Origin of the sequence: Hymenobacter sp. NBH84 (assembly GCF_014217645.1) — a bacterium.
GTDB lineage: Bacteria > Bacteroidota > Bacteroidia > Cytophagales > Hymenobacteraceae > Hymenobacter > Hymenobacter profundi.
Genome location: NZ_CP043644.1, coordinates 3,857,485 through 3,880,960, shown reverse-complemented (window position 1 = coordinate 3,880,960; position 23,476 = coordinate 3,857,485). Strand labels below are relative to the sequence as shown.

At 58.3% G+C, this 23,476-nt stretch carries 18 protein-coding genes; 12 read left to right on the top strand and 6 right to left on the bottom strand.

What is annotated here, in order from left to right:
* Positions 1-80: 80 nt before the first annotated feature.
* From purD to F1C16_RS16265, 6 genes are all read left to right on the top strand, one after another.
* Complete coding sequence (gene purD / locus F1C16_RS16290) at positions 81-1,355, top strand: phosphoribosylamine--glycine ligase (protein ID WP_185281675.1); 1,275 nt, start codon at positions 81-83, stop codon at positions 1,353-1,355.
* A complete protein-coding gene (gene purN, locus F1C16_RS16285; RefSeq protein ID WP_185281674.1) occupies positions 1,355-1,981 on the top strand; it encodes a phosphoribosylglycinamide formyltransferase in 627 nt (208 codons plus the stop codon). Before purD ends, purN begins: the two co-directional genes overlap by 1 nt.
* Before the next feature lie 10 nt (positions 1,982-1,991).
* Positions 1,992-3,497 carry an amidophosphoribosyltransferase gene (gene purF, locus F1C16_RS16280; protein ID WP_185281673.1) on the top strand — a complete coding sequence of 502 codons (1,506 nt, stop codon included), beginning with the start codon at positions 1,992-1,994 and terminating at the stop codon, positions 3,495-3,497.
* Between the two features lie 154 nt (positions 3,498-3,651).
* On the top strand, positions 3,652-4,758 hold the full coding sequence (locus tag F1C16_RS16275; RefSeq protein WP_185281672.1) for an AIR synthase-related protein: 1,107 nt from the start codon (positions 3,652-3,654) through the stop codon (positions 4,756-4,758).
* A gap of 581 nt (positions 4,759-5,339) precedes the next feature.
* Complete coding sequence (locus tag F1C16_RS16270) at positions 5,340-6,380, top strand: outer membrane beta-barrel protein (protein ID WP_219733340.1); 1,041 nt, start codon at positions 5,340-5,342, stop codon at positions 6,378-6,380.
* Positions 6,381-6,449: 69 nt separating this feature from the next.
* Positions 6,450-7,820, top strand: a complete 1,371-nt coding sequence (locus F1C16_RS16265; protein WP_185281670.1) for an ammonium transporter — start codon at positions 6,450-6,452, stop codon at positions 7,818-7,820.
* Between the two features lie 188 nt (positions 7,821-8,008).
* On the opposite strand, the gene F1C16_RS16260 is transcribed toward F1C16_RS16265, so the two are convergent.
* From F1C16_RS16260 to F1C16_RS16250, 3 genes are all read right to left on the bottom strand, one after another.
* Positions 8,009-8,560, bottom strand: a complete 552-nt coding sequence (locus tag F1C16_RS16260) for a hypothetical protein (protein WP_185281669.1) — start codon at positions 8,558-8,560, stop codon at positions 8,009-8,011.
* Positions 8,561-8,752: 192 nt separating this feature from the next.
* Positions 8,753-9,514: a porin family protein gene (locus tag F1C16_RS16255; RefSeq protein ID WP_185281668.1), complete on the bottom strand. Its 762-nt coding sequence runs from the start codon at positions 9,512-9,514 to the stop codon at positions 8,753-8,755.
* A gap of 234 nt (positions 9,515-9,748) precedes the next feature.
* Complete coding sequence (locus tag F1C16_RS16250) at positions 9,749-10,603, bottom strand: tetratricopeptide repeat protein (RefSeq protein WP_185281667.1); 855 nt, start codon at positions 10,601-10,603, stop codon at positions 9,749-9,751.
* A gap of 483 nt (positions 10,604-11,086) precedes the next feature.
* Between F1C16_RS16250 and F1C16_RS16245 the strand changes: the two genes are divergently transcribed.
* From F1C16_RS16245 to F1C16_RS16220, 6 genes are all read left to right on the top strand, one after another.
* Positions 11,087-11,965, top strand: coding sequence for a prephenate dehydratase (locus tag F1C16_RS16245; RefSeq protein ID WP_185281666.1), 879 nt, complete (start codon positions 11,087-11,089; stop codon positions 11,963-11,965).
* A 9-nt stretch (positions 11,966-11,974) separates the two neighbouring features.
* Positions 11,975-13,153 carry a pyridoxal phosphate-dependent aminotransferase gene (locus tag F1C16_RS16240; RefSeq protein WP_185281665.1) on the top strand — a complete coding sequence of 393 codons (1,179 nt, stop codon included), beginning with the start codon at positions 11,975-11,977 and terminating at the stop codon, positions 13,151-13,153.
* A 172-nt stretch (positions 13,154-13,325) separates the two neighbouring features.
* Entirely contained in the window at positions 13,326-14,168 is an 843-nt protein-coding gene (locus F1C16_RS16235; protein WP_185281664.1) for a prephenate dehydrogenase, read from the top strand.
* A 142-nt stretch (positions 14,169-14,310) separates the two neighbouring features.
* Positions 14,311-15,405, top strand: coding sequence for a chorismate mutase (locus tag F1C16_RS16230; protein ID WP_185281663.1), 1,095 nt, complete (start codon positions 14,311-14,313; stop codon positions 15,403-15,405).
* 194 nt (positions 15,406-15,599) lie between these two features.
* The gene (locus tag F1C16_RS16225; protein WP_185281662.1) at positions 15,600-16,997 is read left to right on the top strand and encodes a lysophospholipid acyltransferase family protein; all 1,398 of its coding nucleotides are present in this window, start codon (positions 15,600-15,602) and stop codon (positions 16,995-16,997) included.
* A gap of 96 nt (positions 16,998-17,093) precedes the next feature.
* Positions 17,094-18,668, top strand: a complete 1,575-nt coding sequence (locus tag F1C16_RS16220) for a hypothetical protein (RefSeq protein WP_185281661.1) — start codon at positions 17,094-17,096, stop codon at positions 18,666-18,668.
* A gap of 473 nt (positions 18,669-19,141) precedes the next feature.
* Here the strand turns inward: F1C16_RS16220 and F1C16_RS16215 are convergent, their stop codons facing one another.
* From F1C16_RS16215 to F1C16_RS23240, 3 genes are all read right to left on the bottom strand, one after another.
* Positions 19,142-19,975, bottom strand: a complete 834-nt coding sequence (locus F1C16_RS16215; protein WP_185281660.1) for a metallophosphoesterase — start codon at positions 19,973-19,975, stop codon at positions 19,142-19,144.
* A 252-nt stretch (positions 19,976-20,227) separates the two neighbouring features.
* On the bottom strand, positions 20,228-21,892 hold the full coding sequence (locus F1C16_RS16210) for an FAD-dependent oxidoreductase (protein ID WP_185281659.1): 1,665 nt from the start codon (positions 21,890-21,892) through the stop codon (positions 20,228-20,230).
* Between the two features lie 161 nt (positions 21,893-22,053).
* The gene (locus tag F1C16_RS23240) at positions 22,054-23,439 is read right to left on the bottom strand and encodes a sensor histidine kinase (RefSeq protein WP_185281658.1); all 1,386 of its coding nucleotides are present in this window, start codon (positions 23,437-23,439) and stop codon (positions 22,054-22,056) included.
* Positions 23,440-23,476: the final 37 nt, after the last annotated feature.

The window sequence follows — 23,476 nt, the reverse complement described above, 5'->3', positions numbered from 1 at the left end:
TTAGAAAAGAATCCACTTGGTGAAACTCCCTTTTTCAACTCCGCGCGAAAATTCAACACCGCGCGAAACCCAGTTATTTCATGAATGTAGTCATCCTCGGCTCCGGCGCCCGTGAGCACGCCCTAGCCTGGAAACTCACCCAGGACGGTGCCATCGTGCACGTGCTGCCCGGCAACCCCGGCATTCCCGGCTCGGTACCCACCATCGATGCGCTGGACTTTCCGGCAGTACAGCAGTTTTGCCAGGAGCACGATGTAAAGCTCATTGTGCCCGGCTCCGAAGCGACTTTGGCGGCTGGCGTAACGGATTTCTTTGCCCAGACCGATATCCGCGTGTTCGGCCCTTCCCGACAGGCAGCGGCGCTGGAGTCGTCGAAGGTATGGTCGAAGAACTTTATGCAGCGCCACGGCGTGGCTACTGGCCAGGCCTGGACGTTCCGCTCCGACCAAGTAACCGAGGCCCTGGCCAAAGCGGCCGAGTTGGAGGGTAGGGTAGTAGTGAAGTACGACGGCCTGGCCGCTGGCAAGGGTGTGTACGTATGCTCGTCGCAGGACGAAGTGAAGGCGGCCCTTGATGAGCTGGTCGATCTGCACACCGATTGGTTTAGCTTCTTGCTCGAAGAAAAACTGGTGGGTCCAGAAATCAGTGTGATGGGCGCCACCGATGGTAACCGTATTCGGTTATTAGCTACTTCACAGGACCACAAGCAGTTGCGTGCTGGCGACCAGGGACCCAACACCGGCGGTATGGGTGCCTACTGCCCCGTGCCTTTCGCCGACGACAACGTGATGGCCGAAGTGCGCCGCGACATCATTGAACCTACCATGCGCGGTTTGCAAACGTCGCAGTTCGACTTCAAAGGCTTCATCTATTTCGGCATCATGCTCACGCCCAACGGGCCGAAGCTACTGGAATACAACACTCGTCTGGGCGACCCAGAAGCTGAAGTGCTGCTGCCCGCCATGCAAAGCAGCTTGCTCGACCTCATCACGGCGGCCCTCGACGGCGACCTAGCGCGCCATGACGTGTGGCAGCGCCCTGGCCATTATGCCGGGGTGGTGCTAGCTTCAGGCGGCTACCCGGCGCCCAAGTTCCCAACCGGCTTCCCCATCACCGGCCTCGACCAGCTGGCGCCCGAAACGCTGGTGTTCCTTGGTGGAGTGAAAGCCGGTGCCGAAGCCGGACAACTAGTAACCGGTGGCGGTCGGGTGCTGGTGGTAGTAACGCATGGCGATGAGCTGAACGATGCCGTGCAGCAAGCATACGCTGAAATCAAGAAAATCAGCTTCCAGGATGCGTACTATCGCTCCGACATCGGACAGCGGCCCAGCCCCATCCTTACCCGCGTATACTAATGACAACGAACTTGCCACGTCTGGCGATTTTGCTTTCGGGAAGGGGCTCCAACATGGTGGCCCTGGTCGAGGCGGTGCAGCGTGGCGTATTGCAAGGCGTGGCCGAAGTGGCCGTGGTGTTCAGCAATAAGCCCGATGCGCCGGGCCTGACTACGGCTGCCGCACTGGGCTGCCCTACCGCCAGCCTGGCCCCGGAGGGTAGGAAACGCGCCGAGTACGACGCGGCCGTGGTGAACTTGCTGCAAAGCTACCAACCCGATTACGTGGTGCTGGCCGGCTACATGCGCATTCTGTCGCCGGTATTTGTGCGGGCGTTTGCGGGACGCATTGTCAACATTCATCCCGCCGATACGCACCAGCACCAAGGACTACACGCCTACGAGTGGGCGTTCGAAAACCGCTTGCCCGAAACTAAAATAACGGTGCATTTGGTTGATGAGGGTCTCGATACGGGTCCGATTTTAGCGCAGGGCCCCGTGGACCTGCGCGGCGCCGATACGCTGGCTGAAGTAGAGCGCCGTGGCCTGGCCGTGGAACACCAATTGTACGCCAATACCTTAGCGCAACTCATTCGCCAGGAGTTGCCTACCCCCTCCATTGCCGAGCAGTCGGCAACTCAACATTGACACTTCGACTATGTGCGGAATAGTAGGTTTTTACGGTCCTGATGACGTTGCGCACGATATCGTGTTCGGCCTCACCGCGTTGCAGCACCGCGGGCAGGACGCCGCCGGCATTGCCACCTTCGACGGCAACTTTCACCTGCACAAGGGCAACGGATTGATTGCCGACGTGTTTCGGCCGAAGTTCCTGAAAAAGCTAAAAGGTAACATCGGCATTGGGCACGCGCGCTACACCACGCAGGGTTCCAACGACTCGGAGTTGGCGCAGCCGTTCACCACTAGCTACCCCTTTGGGCTGTCGATGGTGCACAACGGCAACGTCATCAACTTCCGCGACGTGGCCAAGCGCCTGCACGAGAAGTACCACGTGCTGCCCAAAACCAGCAACGACCTGGAGCTGATTATGTACACCTTTGCCTCGGAGCTGCGCACCAAAGACCTCGACCACCTCTCCGTGGTCGATATCTTTGATGCTGTGGAGACGACGCAAGAGCTGGTGGAAGGTGCCTACGCTACCATCACCGTCATTGCCGGGTACGGACTGCTAGCCTTCAACGACCCCCGCGGCATCCGGCCTTTAGTATTTGGCCGCCGCGAAACACCCAACGGCCCGGTATACGCCTTCTCCTCAGAATCAACGTGTTTTGATTACTTGGGCTTTGAGTTCATCAAGAACGTGGGGCCGGGCCAAGCGGTGTTCATCGACCAGAATTTCAAGGTTCACTACAAGAACCCCTACCAGCAGCCCAAGAACTTCTGCGTATTCGAGCACATCTATTTCGCCCGCGAAGACTCCGTGATTCACGGCCGCTTGGTGGCGCGGGAGCGGGTGCGCTTGGGTAAGCTACTGGCGCGCCGGGTGAAAGAAGCTGGTTTGCAGCCCGATATGGTGATTGATGTGCCTTCGTCGGGCTACTTTGCGGCATCGGGACTGGCCGAAGCCATTGGCGTGCCCTACCGCCGTGGGTTGGTGAAAAACAACCACATGGGCCGTTCCTTTATTGTGAGCAGCCAGGCGGGTAGGGAAGACGTGGTGAAGAAAAAGCTGAACCCAATCCGCGCTTTTGTGGAGGGCAAGAAGGTGGCCGTAGTCGACGACAGTATTGTGCGCGGCACTACTTCGCGGCGCATCGTGCGCATTCTGCGCGAGGCGGGTGCAAAGGAAGTGTACTTCATTTCGTCGGCGCCGCCCATTGTGTCGCCCTGCATCTACGGCATCGACATGGCTATGAGCACGGAGCTGATTGCAGCCAACCACACCGAACAAGAAATCTGCGACTATATTGAGGCCGACCGCGTGATCTACCAGTCCGTGGAGGATTTGCAGGAGCTGTTTTCGCCGGAAAAGGGCCACGGCGGCAACTGCTTTGCCTGCTTCACTGGCAACTACCCCACCGGCGACGTGACGCGCTACCTGCGCCACATTCAGGAGGAGCGCCAGAGTCACCGCAGCAAGAAGGATAAGGCGCTGGCCGCTACCTCTGTCAGTGCCAAAGCTCCCGAGCCCACGGAGCATTAATTCACCAAAAAACCTGTGTCATCCTGAGCATTCCGCGCATCAAGCGGCGACGAAGGACCTTATCACGCAAGAACGAGTCGTTGTTATGAAAATCGTTCTGCGGGCATAAGGTCCTTCGCTCCGCTCAGGATGACAGAAATAAATAGCCTAACCCATGTCATCTTCCCAAAAACCTGCCGGCTACGACATCGACCTCGGCAACGAATGCTCCCGTAACGCCTATGCGTGGTCTAAGAAAACCTTCGCCAACCGCACCGGCAAGCCCGGCGAGGCGGCCCAGGACCTGGACGGCGGCTTCGCCAACGAAATTCGTTTCGGCAACGCGCGGCTGGGCATTTCCTCCGATGGCATCGGTACCAAGATTGAGGTAGCCGAGCGGGTAGGCAAGTTTGATACGCTGGGCTACGACCTGGTGGCCATGACAGCCGACGACCTGATTGTGGGCGGTTTCGTGCCTACCAACCTCAGCAACATCATCGACGTGAACACGCTTGACTACGACGTGATTGACGAGATGATGCGCGGCTTGCACGACGCCTGCAACTTTGCCGGCGTGGCCATCACGGGCGGCGAAATTGCCGAGCTGGGCAACCGTATCGGCGGTTGGGCCAGGGCGCGCATGAATTTCAACTGGTGCTCTACGGCTATCGGCAGCCTGCACCCCAGCCTGGAGCGCCCGCTCAGTGGCGCGGGTGTGCAAGCCGGGCAGGCGGTGGTAGCTATTCAGTCGCCCAGCTTCCGTTCCAACGGCTTTTCGCTAGCCCGTCGCACGTTGCAAAACCTATTTGGTGACAACTGGCACTCCGCCCCTTACGACGGCCCTGATGCTACCCCGCACGGCACGGCCGGGCACACCTGGGGTGAGGTGCTGCTGGCGCCGTCGCTCATCTACTCGCCCGGTGTAGCCAAGGTGCTCGACAAAGGCTTGCCGCTCTATGCCGCGGCACACATCACCGGCGGCGGCATTGCCGATAACTTCAAGCGGGTGCTGAAAAACGGGGTAGGCGCCGAGCTGAACAACCTGTTCGAGCCGCTGCCCGCCATGCAGAAGCTCACGGAGTTGGCCGGCATCACCCCCGCCGACGCCTACCTCTACTGGAACATGGGCAACGGCATGCTCCTCGTGACCGACGAAGCCCAGGCCGAAGCCGTAGCCGAAAGCCTCCGCGCCGACGGCTACCAGGCCCAAGTAGCGGGCCGCATTACGGCCGAAGCGGGCATCCGCCTGCAAGTGGGTGCCGGTGAGTTGACGTACGCTTAATAGCCCTAATAAGGTAGGCGCTACCATACTTTGTGGCGCGCCTACCTTGTATACACTTTCTGCACCAGGTCCCTGTTGGGAGCCCTTCCACCTATTCAAATGAGGTGGGGGCTACCGGCAGGGACCTTTTGCATACAGCATGTAGTAGGAATATGGAGCATAGCAGTTACTTAAAACCACATAAATCAAAAACACTATTTTCAAGAAATGACCCCATTTTGTAAGGGGTATTATTGTGTAAAAGATAAATTTTTAAAATAAGTACTTAAAAAATAGGGGTGTATTTGCAATAATTTAAAAGTGCATGTATATATTGGCTTCATAATTACAACCTACCCCTGTTGAGCTTGCTAATTGCAATACAACACTCAACAGCCTTGCATTACCTATCCCACTTACAATACTATTAAGTGCTTCTGCCCGATTAGGCAGGCGCATTTTCAAGAAGCATAGTACCCTGCTGAGTGCTGCCTTGCAAAAGCAGTAGCCGGCCTCCGCTTGCCCGAAAAGCATGGCATAGCCCACGCTTTTTTCAATACGCGTACGCTCACTGCTTTCACCTATATCCCTCCTCTATGTTGATGTTGACTACTGCCCTCCTGGCGGCAGCCCTGGCAAGCGAACCTGGCGATTCCGTGCAGAAAAAGCCGTTTGTGTTCTCTGGTTCAGCCGATGGCTACTACCGCTACAACTTCAGTAATCCGCAGGAAGGCCCATACAATAACCTCACAAGCTTCACCAACAGTCATAACTCATTTGAGCTGGGTATGATTTCGCTGAAGGCGGCGCACACGATAGGCAAGGTAGGGCTGGTGGCCGATGTCGGTTTTGGACGGCGAGCCGAGGAATTTTCCTACAACGATGACCGTACCCGGTTTGCTATCAAGCAGTTGTATGTGACGTATGCGCCCACAGAGAAAATCAAAATTACGGCGGGCAGTTGGGCCACGCATATTGGGTACGAGTCGGTAGATCCGTACCTGAACCGTAATTACAGCATGAGCTACATGTTCTCGTACGGGCCATTTTTCCATACAGGACTGAAAGCGGAGGTGAGCGTAGGCGACAAAACAACCCTCATGGTGGGCATCGCCAATCCTACTGATTTCAAGAGCGCCAGCAGCATGCCGAAAATGGCCATTGCGCAGCTGGCTACCAGCAGCAGAGACGATAAGTTGAAGGTCTACCTCAACTACCAGGGCGGCCGGGCGCTGAATAGCTTACGGTTGCACCAGGAAGATCTAGTGCTTAGCTATTTGATTAATAGCAAGTTGTCGTTTTCCTACAACGGCACTATGCAGCAGCGCAGAATTGTGGGCGAGGGCAGTGATGAATACCACACGTGGTGGGGCTCGGCCCTCTACGCCAACCTCGACCCCCAGCCCTGGCTCGGGTTTACGCTCCGCGCAGAGTACACCGGCGACAAGAACTACCTGCTAGGACTCAGCAAGAATGTCATTGAAACAACGCTGTCCTCCAACATCAGAATCGATAATCTGACAATCATCCCGGAAGTCCGCTTGGACAGGAGTAGTGCCGATGACAACCTCTTCGTGAACAAAGCCGGAAACAGCAAAAACGCCACCGTGAGCGGGCTGGTAGCGGCAGTATATGCCTTCTAGCGCAGCTACCTGGAAAGCAGCTACCTCATTGACCGATAAAACACCCTCCACTTACCTAACATCTTTCGCATGGAAACTTCTCTACCTTCCAAATCTGGTCGAAGCCCGTTGGGGCTGATTTTGCTGGTCGTGCTGGGCCTGATAGCGGCCTTCGTGCGCGTGCCACATCCGTCGGCCGAAGCTAACAGCGCCCTCAACACTGGCGACATTGCCTGGATGCTGACCGCCTCGGCCTTTGTGTTGCTGATGACGCCGGGACTGTCGTTTTTCTATGGCGGCATGGTGCGCCCTAAGAACTTGATTTCTACTATGCTACAAAGCTTTGTAGCGCTGGGTGTTATCTCCATTGTGTGGTACTTCGTGGGCTTCTCGCTGGCTTACGGCGACTCCTGGAACGGCCTTATCGGCAACCCCATGACGTTTCTGTTGCTGCGCGATGTGGGCACGGCGCCCAACCCTACCTTGTCGCCTACCATCCCCTTCATTCTGTTTTTCGCATTTCAGTTGAAGTTTGCTATCATCACGCCGGCCCTCATTACTGGCTCGTTTGCGGAGCGCGTGCGCTTCAAGAGCTACCTGGTGTTCATGGTACTGTTCTGCCTGTTCATCTACTGCCCGCTGGCCCACTGGACCTGGCACCCCGAGGGCTTCCTGCGCAAGTGGGGCGTGCTTGACTTCGCGGGCGGTACGGTAGTGCACATCTCGGCGGGCGTGGCTGCGCTGGTAGCCGCTATGGTGCTGGGGCCGCGCCGGGCGCACCGGCAAACGTCGTTCGTGACGCCCAACGTGCCCTACGTGCTCTTGGGTACCGGCTTGCTGTGGTTTGGGTGGTTTGGCTTCAATGCCGGTTCGGCGTTGGGTTCCAATGAGTTGGCTTCGCTGTCGTTTGTGAATACTAACCTGGCCTCGGCGGCAGCGCTGGTGGCGTGGCTGCTGGTAGAGGTAGCGCGCGGCGGCAAGCCCACAGCTATGGGCGCCTGCATTGGTGCGGTGGTAGGCCTGGTAGGCATCACGCCCGCCGCTGGGTACGTCGATTACGGGCAGAGCATTCTCATCGGTATCGTGGCCTCGGTGGTCAGCTTTGCGGCCGTGCACTGGAAAAACAGCCGCACTACCATCGACGATACCCTTGATGTATTCCCGTGCCACGGCCTGGGGGGCATTGTGGGCATGCTGCTCACGGGCGTGTTTGCTGCCAATGTAGGCTTAGTGAATGGCACCGCTACCGTATTCGGCTACCACGTGCTAGGCCTAGTTATCGTTATTGCCTACGTCGCCATCTTGTCGTGGGTGCTGCTGAAAGTGACGGATGCGCTGGTAGGGCTGCGGGTGAAGCAGGAGGAAGAAGAACTGGGCCTCGACCTGAGCCAACACGAGGAATCGACCTATCACGTGGACGAAGAATACGAGAAGCTGTACCGCAAGGAGCTGGTGTCGTAATAACCTCTAGTTGCGGCTCACCATACCCAACCGGGTAGGCCGCTTGGATACACCTGAAAACAAGTAGCTCCCGCGTGGCAACAGCACCATTGGTGGCGCTGCTACCTGCGGGAGCTACTTATTTTGGATGCCCTTTTGGTGTGTAAGGGGCTAATACAGCACTATCTAGTGCGTAAAAACAGCAAACACTAACGTACGGCTAAGCCTTCGGGCTTACGCTGCATAGTCGTATTCAACTCCTGTAAAAAGGCTTGTAGCTTCGAGTCGATTTTGGCCAGTTGCTTGCGCTGACTGGCCGTAGGCTGTCCTCGCAGCAGGGTTTCGGCCGGAATATGGATTGGTCCGGCGCTGTGCTTGCCGGCGCGGGCAAAGTGCGGCTGACTATACACTACGTCCTCTAACTTGTAGCGGTACCCATCGTTTTGGGTTTGCAGGGAAAGCTGGAACGAATACATTTCCTGGCCGTCGCGGAGCATTACGTGGGTTCTGATGAAACCCGCTTCTGCGCTGTTGGTGCGTGTTGTCAGGTTATAGGAGCGGTTGGCTTGTAGTAGCCAATCCTGCGCCCGCGAGTACAGATGCTCTTGGGGCGTATTGGCTACCGGTACCGTGCCTTTGTATAGCACTTGCTGCGTAGCTGGGTCTACGTGTAGTGCGGGTGTGCTCGTGTAAGCGTCTTGTTGCTGGGCCATTGCTGTACTACCTAGTAGCATTAGCAAGGCAAAAGATATGCGTTTCATGGGCGGGGGCGGGGTGGAATAAAGCGTGAAGTAAATAACTTTATACGAAATACTTACCCCGAAAGGTGTGGAAATTACCAGAAGGTAAGGGTGCTGCTACGCGAAAGCCAGTTGGCCTTCTTTGAGAAAGAAAACCAACTGGCTCACAGATAATACGCTACACATGTGTCAGCCGGAAGCCGCTACACGCTACTAAAAGGAGTAGTTCAAAGACGCTTTGATGACCCTGTTCTGCGCCTGGAAACTGTTGTTTTTGTCCAGCGATGAGAGGCCGTAGTCGTAGCCGGCGCTCAGGCCAAAACCGCTGTCGAACTGGTAGCCTAGGCCACCCACGGCAGCAAAATCAACCGACCGAAACTGGTTTTTGGTATCGAAATCCTGTCGGAAGGCCGTGAAGCCCAATGCCCCGGCGGCTACGCGCACCTTACTGCTGACCAGGAACGACGCTTGCGGACCAGCGTAGAGGTATAGACCACGTGTGAGGTAGGCTTTGGCCAGCACCGGTACATCCACATAAGCAGTGCGGGCGGTAGCCGTCACGTTGGCGCTCAACACCTCAAAGCCGGGCACCGAGGCCGTGCCGCGCAGTTGGGTGCCCTTCTCAGAGTATAACACGCCAGGCTCGATGGCAAACCGCTCGCCCAAGGGTAGGGTGGCATACAGGCCAGCGTGAAAACCCGTGCGGGTTTCGCGGGTCACGGCACCGTTGGTGTAGTCTGCCAGCGACATCACGCTTTGCACGGCGTCGCCGTACCAGTCGGCCACGTTCACCCCGGCCCGAATGCCGAGTTGGACGCCGTTGCTGGCAGCAGTTTGAGGAGCTGTATACACCGGGCGCCTACCCTGGGTAGAGTAGGTAGTAGGCCGGCGCACTTGCGCCTGAGCAGCAGAAAAAGAAACCGTTAGGAAAAGGCAAGCCGCGGCCAGGCGGCCGAAAAGACGCTTCGTTTGCATGATTGTAGGGAACGGGAGTAGAACCAAAAGCCGGGCCGCATGGTGCACACTAACGACGGGCTGTTGCGGTACTATTCAAAAAAACCGTGCCAAAGTGCAATGCTGGCTTTGTTGCCTGAACACAGCAAAGGGCCCTCTTACAGGAGAACGAGTCGTTGATACGATAGTCGCTCTCACGTAAAAGGGCCCTTCGGCACTGGCTTAATGCGCCACATGCTCAGGATGACAGAAAAATCAGATAACCCGCTTTCTTACGGCCTTCTTCGACTTCTGGGGAGTAGCGGCGGGCTTAGCAGGAGTAGCAGTCTCTTTGCCCTGCAGGCGCTGCTCAATGGTTTGAAGCAGGAAGTTGGCGTCGGACTTGTGCTGCTCATCGGGGAAGAACTCCACGGCCAGTTGAGCCTGCTCTTTGGCTTTCTCGAACTGCTTCAGCTCCAGGTACACAAAGGCCAGGTTGAGGTGGGCTTCAGGGTAGTTTTTGCGCAGTTCAATGGAGCGCAGAAACGGCGCCACGCTTTCCTGAAACATGCCCAGGCGCTGGTAGGAGTAGCCTTGCGCGTAGTAGGAACTGTAGTCGCCATAGCCGTGCTCGTGGGCTACGTCGTAGTACTTAATAATCAGCGGAAACAGGTCGTCTTCCTCCTTGCTGGTTTCGGCGCAGTTGCACTGCTGTACGGCAAAGTAGTAGTCGCCCAGACCGCGGTCCAGCTTGTAGTCGTTGGGGTAGCGGGTCTTTAAAACCCGCAGCGCCCGGCCCAGCGGAAACGTGGTCATGGTATACGTGCTATCCGGACTGCGGAAGTTCTCCAGGTTGTCCGTCAGCTGCACATCTTTGAAGGCAAACCGCCGGTACTGCGAGTGCCCCACGTTGTAGCGCAAGGCAATATCCTCCTTTTGCAGTACCACGGCCGGGCGCTCGTTGCGCGGGTCGTACTTTTGCAGCACCTGAAAAGCGGACGCATATTTCCGTTCGCCTACCAGCGCATCGGCTTTTTGGAGGATGGCAATGTTGGTTTGGCCCTGCGCCGTAGCCGCCAGGAAGAAGCCGCCAGCTAGTAAAAAGGCAGCGGTGATGCGTGAAGAGCCCAAAAAAATCATGATGTTTCCTGCGGAGTAAGAAAATGCAAACAAGCGGTTTGTCGGCAAAATACGACGGTTTTGGCAGTAGGTGCAAGCACACCAACGTAACGGCCCGGCCAACGGATGTTTGGTTTTTAAAAAATGATTGCGCAGCTTTGGCCGTTGCCTTCACCCAGATCAGTCAACGCAACGCCCACATGCTTCTTACTTCGGCCTCGGCTTTTTTTAGCTTTTACTTTACCTACTACGAGCAATCGTAGCAGCGAGGCCGCTTTGTAGGAACACTACTCCTGAATCACGCAAAAGCCTCCCACTCTGGAAGGCTTTTTTTGTTTGTAACTCATGCCCATTAACGCGCCCGCTTTTGCCTATTACTTTTTTTACTTCTTCTACCCGAAGAAGCGGGCCCGCGTTTGCACTTGCTAACCAGCGAAAGCATAACGAAGGGCCCTGCCAAGGAGGCCCTTTTTTTACACCATTTCTCCTCGTCGTATGCACCCAACTATTGCCATTCAGGGATTTGAAGGAAGTTTCCACCAGGTAGCAGCCCGGCGGTATTTTGGCCTCGACCACGCCATTGCTCCCTGCGCTACCTTTGGGCAGGTAGTGCGCCACGTGGCCGGCGGCACTACCCACTTCGGGCTGATGGCAATTGAAAACTCCTTGGCAGGCAGTATTTTACCCAACTACTCCTTGTTGCAACGCCACCCAGTGCACGTGATTGGTGAAGTATACCTACACATCCGGCAGCACCTGATGGCCCTACCCGGCCAGCGCCTCGACGACCTGCACGAGGTACACTCGCACCCCATGGCCCTGCTCCAGTGCGCCGACTACCTGGGTAGCCACGGCCACTGGCGCCTGGTAGAAACCGAGGATACGGCCCTAAGCGCCCAGCGCATTCGGGAGCACCAGCGGCCGGGCATTGCTGCCGTGGCGGGAAGCCTGGCCGCCGAGCTGTTTGATCTGGAAATCGTGGCCGCTGATATCCACGCCGAGCCAGCTAATTACACCCGCTTTCTGGTATTAGAGCACGGTGCTCCGGTGCTCGAAGAGGTGGCGCCCGACGTCAACAAAGCGTCGTTGTATTTCCATACCAGTCACGCTCAAGGCAGCCTGGTGCAGGTGCTGATGCCCATTGCCCGGCTGGGCATCAACCTATCCAAATTGCAGTCCTACCCCCGCGCGGGGCGCACGTGGCAATACGGTTTCCATGTAGATGTGGAGTTTGATACGCTGGCGCAACTGCTGGCCCTGCTGCACGAGCTACGTCCCGTAACGGAGCACCTGGAGGTGCTGGGGGCCTACCGCCGCGACGTGCTGGAAGCCGTGCCAGCCCACGTGGTGAGCCAGGGAAACGTGCTTCAATAATCCTTTGTCATGAACGATCAGCAGATACAGATTACCACCGCCTCGCGCCTGGCTCATACGCAGGAGTACTACTTCTCCCGCAAGTTGCAGGAGATTGATGCCCTCAACAAAGCCGGCAAGCAGATCATCAACCTGGGCATCGGCAGCCCCGACATGCCGCCGCCACCCAGTGTGGTAGATGCCCTAACTGCCGATGCGGCCCTACCCAATGCCCACGGTTACCAGTCGTACAAAGGCCTGCCAGCACTACGCGAGGCCATGAGTGCGTGGTATGCCCGCGCCTATGGCGTAACGCTGGACCCGAACAGCGAAATTCTACCCCTACTGGGCTCGAAGGAAGGCATCATGCACATCAGCATGGCGTTTCTGGAAGCCGGCGACGAGGTGCTGCTGCCCAACCCCGGCTACCCTACCTACCGCGCTGCTGCCGAGCTAACCGGCGCTACCCTGCGCGAGTACGATCTGACCGCCGACACCGGCTGGCTGCCCAACCTGGCGGCCCTGGCCGCCACCGACCTTAGTCGCGTGAAGCTGATGTGGGTGAACTACCCGCACATGCCTACCGGCACCCGCGCCAGCGCCGCCGAGCTGCAAGCGTTGGTTGATTTCGCGCTAGCACACAACATTTTGCTGGTGCACGACAACCCGTACAGCTTCATTCTTAATGACAACCCAACCAGCTTGCTATCTGTGCCCGGCGCCCGCGGGTGCGTGTTGGAGCTGAACTCCCTGAGCAAATCGCACAACATGGCGGGCTGGCGGGTAGGCATGCTGGCTGGCCGCGCCGATTTGCTACAGGACGTGCTGCGCTTCAAGAGCAACATGGATTCGGGCATGTTCCGGCCGGTGCAGCAGGCCGCCGTGGTAGCGCTGGGCTTGGGCGAAGAATGGTTTGCCGAACTGAACGCCTACTACCGCGCCCGGCGCGAACGGGTGTTTGCCTTGCTCGACCTGCTGGGCTGCACTTATAGCCGCGACCAAGTAGGCCTATTTGTGTGGGCTGCCGTGCCCGCCGCCTACCCCGATGGCTTTGCCGTGAGCGACCGGGTGCTCTACGACGCCAACGTGTTCATCACTCCCGGCGGCATCTTCGGCAGCAACGGCAACGGCTACATCCGCATTAGCCTGTGCCAGAAGGTAGAGGTGCTGGATGAGGCGATTCGGCGGGTAGAGGCAGCTCTGCGCTGACCCCACCCCCCTCCCCTCCGGGAGAGGTGGAGCCACAGCGTCAGTAAACAATGAGCGGTGGATGGCAAGCAATTGTTCATTGTTAATTACACACTACCCATTGCCTCTTGGCTCCCCCTCTCCCGGAGGGGAGGGGGCCGGGGGGTGGGGTGAAAACAACCAAAAATCAATTATGATAGTCACGGTAGTAGGGGTAGGGCTGATTGGCGGGTCGCTGGTGCTGAGCATGAAGCAGCACGGCGTAGCCACGCACGTCATTGGGGTAGACCACAACCCTACCCACCTGCGCGAAGCCGCCGCCCGTCACCTCATTGATGAGGGCAGCACCGACCTGCCCGCCGCCGTGCGCCGCGCCGACCTGATTATCCTGGCCGTGCCTATGGACGCGCTGCTTTCCGTGCTGCCTGCGGTGCTCGATCTGGCAGAAAATCAAGTGGTTATCGACGTGGGCTCTACCAAGAAAGCGCTGCTTGATGTGGTGCGCACGCACCCCAAACGTAGTCGTTTCGTGGCGGTGCACCCCATGGCGGGCACCGAGTTTTCGGGGCCGGAGGCGGCGGTGCCGGAGCTGTTCCGCGACAAAACCCTAGTGCTCTGCGACGCCGAAGACAGCGCCGCCGACGCCGTGGCGCGGGTAGAGCAGATAGCCGACGCCCTAGGCATGCGGCGCGTGTACCTGGGCGGCGCCGAGCACGACATGCACGTGGCCTATGTGTCGCACATCTCGCACATTACGTCGTTTGCGTTGGCTCTCACCGTGTTAGAGAAAGAACGCGACGAGCAGCGTATCTTTGAGCTGGCCAGTACGGGTTTTTCCTCCACGGTGCGTCTGGCCAAAAGCTCCTCGGCCATGTGGGTGCCCATCTTCCGCCAAAATCGTGAAAACGTGCTCGACGTGCTCGACGAACATTTGCGCCAGCTTCAACACATGCGCGACGTGCTGGCGCGGGAAGACTACCCGGCCTTCACCGACCTCATTCACCAAGCCAACCACATCAAACGCATTCTGAAATAACATTTTCCTGTCATTCTGAGTGAAGTGAAGGACCTTATCACGACAAAACAATACGGTTGATAATAACTATCTGACGCATGATCGTTCAGCCGTAATAAGGTCCTTCGCTCCACTCAGGATAACACAATCTCTCATACTCTTTATGAACACTTCCCTCGAAACCCAGACGCTGGGCGCGGCCGTGGCCGCCAAGAAACCACTGATTATCTCCGGACCATGCTCGGCCGAAACGGAGGAGCAATTGATTGCTACCTGCACGCAACTGGCCGCCACCGGCCAGGTAGACATGCTGCGCGCCGGCATCTGGAAGCCCCGCACCAAGCCCGGTTTGTTCGAAGGAATTGGCACCAAGGGCCTACCCTGGCTGAAGAAAGCCCGCGAGCTGACCGGCCTACCTACTACCATTGAGGTAGCCACGGCTCGTCACGTAGAAGATGCTCTCACCTTCGATGTGGATGCCCTGTGGATTGGCGCTCGCACCACCGTAAACCCCTTCTCGGTGCAGGAAGTGGCCGACGCCCTGCGCGGCGTAGACGTGCCCGTGTTCATCAAAAACCCCATCAACCCCGACCTGGAACTGTGGACGGGCGCCGTGGAGCGTATTGCGAAGGCCGGCGTGAAGCAGATTGGCTTAATTCACCGGGGCTTTGCGTCGTACGGCAACACGCAGTACCGCAACGCGCCCATGTGGCACTTGGCCATTGAGATGAAGCGCCGGATGCCGCACATGCACATGATCTGCGACCCGAGCCACATCTGCGGCAACCGTCACATGCTGGCCGAGGTAGCCCAAAAGTCTCTTGATCTGGACTACGACGGCCTAATTATCGAGTCGCACATCGACCCGGACAATGCCTGGAGTGATGCCAAGCAACAAGTGACGCCCGAACGCCTGGGCGAGCTGTTGGCAGGTCTGCACTGGCGCCGCGAAACCACCGATAAGCAGGAGTTCCTGAGCGCTCTGGCCAAGCTGCGCGAGCAAATCAACCACATCGACGACGAGGTGTTGCAACTGCTGGGTCAGCGCATGCAGATTGCCGAGCGCATTGGCGAGTACAAGCGCGACAACAACATCACCATCCTGCAAACGGCCCGCTGGAACGACATCCTGGACCGCGGCGTGCAGAAAGGTGCCAAGCTGGGCCTCACCGAAGATTTCATCCTGAAATACCTCGATGCCATTCACCTGGAGTCCATCAACCGCCAGAACAAGGTGATGAGCAAGAAGGCGGAGTAGGGTAGGGGCTATTTAAGTTTGGCTATCATCCTGAACGCAGTGAAGGACCTTTTCACGTGAGAACGACGAGCGTACCAACGACTCGTTCTCACGTGAAAAGGTCCTTCACTGCGTTCAGGATGACAGGAGAAAGCAGAATGACATCAGTATAAAAGAAACTTGCCCGTACGCGAAAATCCCCCGTATTTAGGCCCATGCTCTTTTACACCGTCATGAAGCCCGTGGTGCAGGTGGCGCTGCGCGTATTTTTCCGCAAGCTTGAAATCCGGCGGCACAACCGGTTGCAAACCAAAGGACCGCTGCTAATCGCCAGCAACCACCCCAACACCCTGATGGACCCGCTGGTGGTGGCTGCCAACCGTCGCGAGCCGGTGTTCTTCCTGGCGAAAAGCACGTTTTTCAAAAATCCGATTCTGCGGGCCGTAATGGAATCGGGCAACTGTATTCCGGTGTATCGGCGGCAGGATACGGAGAGCGGCGCCGAAAAGCTGACGCCGGAGGAAATAACGGCCCGCAACGAGGCCGCTTTCAGCCGCAGCTACGACCACTTTGACCGGGGCGGCACGCTGATGATTTTCCCGGAAGGCACCAGCGTGAGCGAGCGGCGCCTGCGTCCGCTTAAAACCGGTGCCGCCCGCATTGCGCTGGGTGCCGAGGCCCGGCGCGACTTTCAGTTGGGCCTGCACATTCTACCCATTGGCATCAACTACTTCGACCCTACTCACTTCCGCTCCGACGTGCTGGTGAACCCGGCCCGCCTGATTCGGGTGGCCGACTACGCCGCCGCCTACCGCCAGGACCCCGAAGCCGCCGCCGACGCGCTGACTGAGGAAATCCGGCAGCGCATGGAAAAGCACTTGGTCATCACCCGCGATGCGTCGGAAGATGAGCTGGTACTAAACATCGAGCGCACCTTTGGCGACCACCTCAATCCTGACGACGACCCCAACACGCTTTACGACAACTTCCAGCTGAGCCGCACGCTGCTACAAGCCGTAACGTATTTCGAGCACCACGACCCGAATAGGCTGAACGAAGTGCGCGAAAAGCTGACCGCCTACCTTGGTGACCTACACCGCCTGCGCCTCACCGACGAAGCCTTAGAGCCGCAAGAGCCCCGGTCGTCGCGCCTCACGCGGGCCGTGAAGACGACGGCCAAGCTGGTGCTGGGCCTACCGGTGTATTTGTATGGGGTGCTGAATAACTACGTGCCTTATATCCTACCCTCTGTGGTGGCCAAGCGCGCCACAAAGGATGTGGAGTTTGTGGCGCCGCTGCTGCTGTCGGTGGGCATTATCACGTTTAGCGCCAGCTACGCGGCCCAAACGGCGCTGGTGCACCACTACACCAAAGATTGGCGTTGGACGGCGTTGTACTTCCTCAGCCTACCCATCACGGGCTTCTACGCCCTGAGCTATTGGAACAACCTAGAAGCCCGCCGGCACCGACTGCGGGCATCAAAACTATTCAGGCAACAGCCAGCCGAGGGCGAAAGCCTACTCCAACAGCGGGCCGATATTCTGCGCCTGCTCAGCGAAGCCAGCCAGGAGTATTTGGCGGGTAGGCAGAAATCAGATAGCAGTGGCAAGTAGTTCAGTGAAACAGGTCTTAGCCCATACCTGCAAGTGAAGAGTAACGCCTCCTTATCTGTGTTTGCATCAATTCGTACGCGTTCGTACAAAATAGGGATGTCGCTGCTGCTACTACTGGCACTGCTGCCTTTCCTGCTGCTCTGCTTCTACAATCAGCCTTACCTAGACGACTATATTTTTGCTGTTGTATTCCGCGAACATGGCGTTTGGGATACGCAGGCTTTCATGTACCAGTATTGGAATGGCCGGTATATAGCCTCTTTTCTGCTAACAGTATGCAATCCGCTATCCTATGGCTGGCAGAGCGGAATATGGCTAGCTAACCTGACCATTATTTCATTGACACTAGCTGCTCTATGGGGAAGTATCCGTAGCCTTACAGGCCGTGTGTTTACTACATGGCAAGTATTTATGCTGACAGTAGGGTTGTTTCTGGTGTTTGTGGCGGTAATACCCGATATTCAATCTGCACTCTACTGGTTTTCTTCTCAAGCCACACACCATATAGCCAGCTTGTTGCTGCTGGTAATTCCGGTACTCGTTGTGCGTGCACACCGCGCAACTTATGCTACCACCCGACGGCTATGGTGGGCTGCCGCCGCCGGAGCTACACTGTTTGTGGGAGGCTCCAGCGAGCTGGTAGTTACTCTATTAGGATGGCTTTTTATCGTTGCAGGCGCAGTAAGCCTAAAACGGAGGGAGCATCGAAACTTGCGCGTGTGGCTAGGCTTATTGCTGTTGCTAACCATTGCGGTGCTGATTGACAGTATGGCGCCGAGCTACATGAATCGGCTTAATCAGAATTCGAATGATGTTGCGGCGAGTTTGCCAGCAAAGTTTCTCGCGTTCTGGAATCCTGCGTGGTTGATGAAGGCGTTGCAACTCTTGCTCTGGCAGCCTACTACCTTGCTACTTTTGGTGGTGCCACTGCTGCTACAACCGTGGGCCACTCGCCTGGCAAAAGCTCGACCTGCTGGTTTCCGGTTGCCACTAGGCTATAGTGCCGTTGCGCTGCTGGCTGGTGTTTTTTGGGGAGCATTTTTAATGCAGATTGAAATTGCTACGCAATACATTGTAGCGCGCTGTGCCAATGTACTACTGTGGTGGATGCTACTAGGGTGGTTAGCAGCGTGCTGGGCTGCATTGCCAGCTTCGCCAACTACAGGAAATACAACTCCTCTGCAAACCATCCGGCACATCAGCCTGCTATTGCTGTGTGTAGTAGTGGCTGCCCCCATATGGCGGGCGTGGCGGGAGCTACTCGTGGAGGCTCCTACCTGGAGTCAGCAAATGGAGCAGCGCTATACTGCGCTCCGCCGCATTGCCCACCAAGCGCCGCATACCAATGTGGAATTTCCGCCCATCCGGCATGTTGTGCCCCGCTACGTACTAATTCGTGGTTACGACATCTTACCAGTCTACAATACACCTTATAACCGCTACATGTCCAGCTATTTCGGCGTAGATTCTGTGCGGGTAGATCCAACAGAACCTAACGCGGCTTTTTTAAGCAGCATGTTCCGACAATTTACAAATCCACCTTCACGCCCACGCCCAAGGTCAGTATCTGATCCAGACTTAGGCCTTTATGGTTGGGTAGATAACTCACTAGGTATAAATCATTGGTGCCCAGTTCATAATAAAGCGAAACTTCGCGCTTGCCGCCGGTAGCGCGGGGTAGTGCCAGGGCTACCCGGCTACCCAAAAAGGCCCCGGCGCGCAGGGTAGGCGTCCACCAATAGTAGCCACGGTAGCCGTATTTGTCGGCGCTGTTGCGGTTGATCTGGGCAGCAGGCGTATAGTTCACCAGCCCGCCCACCGACAAGGGCAGTAGGCGCCACCGCTCCGCCAGCCGCACCGAAAACGGCGAGTACGTAGCTTTAGCCGTGAAAATGGCAAAGGCCCGGTGTCCAGTGTAGCGCGCCGGCACGTAGCCCACCAGCACATCGGCATCGAAGCGATGCGGATGCGAACTGGGTGAGTAGCCTGCGCCAGCCGTTATCATCCCAATGCCGCCACCAGTTTGCAGCACAGCGTGGTCGGGCACGTACCAGGGGCGCGGGGTAGGGCCCTCGGTGGATTGCGCCGTGGCTGACCAGCCGCTCAGTAGCAGCCCCGCGAAAAGAGTAGCTGTGTGCCGCATACTAATACGATATGGTTTCAAGCTTGTACTGATGCCGGCCCCAAAGCGTGAGCACCAAATAGTTGCGCTGCGCCACGCTGTAGCCGCTGACGTAGGTGACGCGCCCTGGAACGGGCTGGCGTACGTAGAATTTGTCGTTGTGGCCGGTGAGGTGCAGCACCAAGCGCGGCGCCTGCTCCAGCGCATTGGTGTAGGCGGGCGTCACGGCCGCGTCGAAGTCGCCATCGTCGGGTGGTACGTGGGCCATCACCACCTGGCGGCGTACGCCTACCGTGTCGGCTAGCTGCTGTTGCAGCCAGGGTACATCGGGCACGTGGCCGTTGAACTCGTACTCGCGGCCGTTGGTGTTCACTAGGATAAAGCGCGTGCCGGCGCAGGTGAACGAGTAGTTCAGCGGACCAAATATTTTCTGGTAGGCCTCGCGCCCGTTCTGCGTCAAATCATGGTTACCCACCACCGTGAGGTAGGGCACGTTCAGCTTCTTGAATTCATCATTCACCCAGCGCATTTCCCGAGCCAGACCGAAATCGGAAATATCGCCGCCTACCAGCACCATCGCCAAGCCGCGCTGTTGGTTGATGCTGGCTACCAGGGGCGGAACATCGTCGTAATAACGTTGCGAGTCGGAGGTGAACACAAAACGGAGCGTGTCGCCGCTGGTGGGCACGGGCTGCTGGGCCAAGGCCGCCAGGTTTTTGCGCGTCAGGTCGCGCTCCGAAGCGGGGGCGCGGGTGTCATTCGGGCTAAATTCGAGCAGGTCGCAACTTGTGGTGGCCGCTGCCAGGGCGCCCAGCAGTAGCCCGACGGCCAGCCGGGAAATTGTAAAATCAGCCATGCAAGAAGCCGTCGGCGTTATGGCGACGGTGCCATCTATACCGGGCAGCATAGTGTTGTGTTTCGGAAGAATAAGCAGAAAGAATGAGCCGCCGCCAGCCGTTTCCACAAAACCGCGTGTAGCGCACCGCCGCCGGGCAATCTGACACCCACGCTATTTTTGCGTTTCCTTGCGCTTTCGTCAGCCTATCAAGCTCGGAATAACGTTCCGAATTCCGTTTAGTATGACGGGCAAATTCCCGCGTTTCCTACCCTACTCATCCAGATACTGGTGCACGAACTTAATGGCCATTGAGCCCTCGCCCACCGCCGAGGCCACGCGGGCCATGGCGCCGGTGCGGGCGTCGCCGGCCGCGAATACGCCGGGCACGCAGGTTTCGAGCAGGTAGGGCTCCCGGTTGTGCTTCCAAGCCTGGGGGTAGCGCGGGTCGGCTACCAGGTCGCGGCCGGTGAGCAGGAATCCTTTGGTGTCGCAAATCACGCTATCCTGTATCCACTCGGTGCTAGGCTTGGTGCCAATGAAGATAAACAGCGCCTGCGCCTCGCGCGCTTCTACTTGGCCATTGTTGTTGATAACGACTTCTTCCAAATGTCCCTCTCCGCGCACCTCCTGTACCTGCGTGTAGGGCATAATGGTGATGTTGGCCGTGTCGCCGATCTGCTCAATCAGGTAGGCCGACATGCTGGCCGCCAACGACTCGCCCCGAATCAGGATGTAGACGTGGCGGGCGTAGGTGGCTAGGTACATAGCAGCTTGCCCTGCCGAGTTGCCGCCGCCCACAATGTACACGTCGCGGGCCTCGCAGGAGCGCGCCTCGGTACGGGCGGCGCCGTAGTAGATGCCCGCGCCGTTGAGGCGGTCCATACCGGGCACTTGCAGCTGGCGGTAGCTCACGCCGGTGGTCAGCACCACGGCGCGGGTGCGGATTTCGCTGCCGTCGGTCAGGGTCAGTACTTTATAGTAGCCATCCTGCACGCACATTTCCTGTACTTCCTGCGGGGCCAGCAGCTCGGCACCCAGGCGGGTGGCCTGCATCCAGGCGCGGTGGGTCAGCTCGGCACCGCTCAGGCCTGTCGGAAAGCCCAGGTAGTTTTCGATGCGGGTGCTGGTACCGGCCTGACCACCAGGACTCTGTCGCTCAATCACCAGCGTTTTCAATCCTTCCGAAGCGCCATATACGGCGGCGGCCAGCCCAGCCGGCCCGGCGCCTACCACCACCACATCGTATAGCTCCTGCGCGGCCTTGGATGCCAAGCCTATTTTGGTGGCAATGGCCGCCCGCTCGGGCCGGGCCAGGGCGGTGCCATCCTCAAAAATAACCACCGGCAAATCGGCGGCGGTGTACTCGGTGCCGGCCAGCAGGCCTTCCGCATCGGGGTTGTTCTCGTAGTCGAGCCACTGGTAGGGCACCATGTAGCCGGCCAGAAAGTCTTTCAGCTCATGCGAAAGCGGCGACCATTGAAACCCAATCAACCGCAGCCCCTCGAAACGGGGGCGGTAGGTGGCCTGCCAAGCGGCCAGTAAGTCGCGCAGGCTGGGGTAAAGCAATTCCTCCGGTGGGTCCCAGGGCTTGAGCAGGTAGTAGTCGAGGTGGGCGTTGTTGATGGCCCGGATGGCGGCCGTGGTATCGGCATACGCCGTGAGCAGCACGCGCTTGGTATCGGGAAAGAGTGCCCGCGCCTGTTCCAGCAGCTCTACCCCTTCCAGGCCAGGCATACGCTGGTCGGCCAGAATGAGGGCCAGCGGCTCCTGGCGTTGGTGCAGCTCGCGGATAATTTCCAGCGCTTCATCGCCGGACGAGGCGCGTAGAATGCGGTAGTCGCGCCGAAACTCGCGGCGCAGGTCGCGGTCCACGGCGCTCAACACCTGCGGGTCGTCATCAACGGCAAGAATAATCGGTTTTTTATCGGTAGCCATTAGGGTTGTGGGGTAGGGGCACGTTGCACGCGCCCAGCGGGGTAGGGCAGTTTAGAGTAGGAAGTGCGTAACACGCGCCCGGCAGAGGGTAAGCCAGAATTTCTCGGAGGAAACTACCGAATGAACCTGAATAAACAACGAGGGGCGCGTACAACGCGCCCCTACGCCGGCAACCAGGCGCAAAACTCCGTGCGGCCGGGCACGGAACTGACCTCCAGCTTGCCGCCGTGGTTGGCAATGATGCGCTGGGCAATGTCGAGGCCCAGGCCCGAACCCGCGCCGGCCTGCTTGGTAGAGAAGAACGGCTCGAAGATACGCGGCAGCACGTCGGCCGGAATGCCAGGGCCGTTATCGATGATGCATACCTGCACGAACCCGTTTTCCAGCCGGGTGCGCAACGTGATTTCGCCGCCTTGGTCGGGTAGGGCGTCGATGGCATTGTCGAGCAGATTGGTCCAGACTTGGTTGAGGCTGCTGGCTTGCCCCCGCACGCGGGGCAAGTCGGGCGCAAACTCGCGCACTACCGTAATGTGCTTGTGCCGCAGGGGGTAGCTCAAAATATTAAGCGTGCTGCGCAGGCCAGCCGTCACATCGAGCGGGGCGTAGTCGGTGCCGCGGTCCATGTGGGAGTAGGTTTTCACGTCCGTCACCAGCTGCGTAATGCGGCTACCGGCCTCCTGGATGTCGCGCAGCAGGCGCTGGGTGGTGAGGTGGCTGGCCAGCCAGGCAAAGGCCGCTGGGCGAGCCGCTTGGGGTAGCTGGTCAGCCATAATGGTTAACTCGGGCACGGCCAGCTCCGCTTCCAATAGGCTGGCTGCTAGCGTATAGCCATCGGGTACGCCTTGGTCTTCCAACCAGTCTACCAACTCATCCTCCCGGTCGGCGCAGGCCAGCGCCGACATGGGCGTGGCGTTGCCGATGGGGGTGGCCGTGGCCAAGGCTGTCAGCTGAATAAGAGCGGCCGGGTCGAGGCAATGCTCGCCCAGGGCGCGCAGCAGGGTAGGCGCGGCGGCCGTCTGCTCACTCAGGTTGGCAGCGGCGCGGGCAATGGCGGCGGCGGGGTTGTTCAGCTCGTGCGCCAGCCCCGCCGATAGCTTACCCAGGGCGCGCAGCTTATCGTCGCGCTCCTGCGAGCGGGCCTCCTCGCGTACCCGGTCGCTCATCATGCCCACCAGGCGCTGTACCAGCTCGGGGCTTACGCTTTCTAGCGCGGCAAATTGGTCGCGGTGCAGGCGGTAGATGGTGGTGTCGCCCAGGGTCACGCCGTAGCCTTTGCCAGCTTGTAAACGCGAGTAGGGGAGCAGCCCGGTTATCTGCCCCGCCGTAGCCCGAAACTTAGGCTCGCGCTGCCCATTTTGCACCGAAAAATACTGAATGCCACCGCGCAGTACGGCCAGCAGGTAATCAATGGGCGCGCCGGGCGTCATCGTTTCGGCGCCACTCGGATATTCCCGTATTTCGCCGTGAGCGTGCAGCCAGTCGAGCACTTCGGCAGGCAAATCGGCGAAGGCCGTAATAACCGTGAGGTTGGCGGTGGAGGTTACCATGGCTTACTTATTCTGAATATGCGGTTGACTGCTAGCG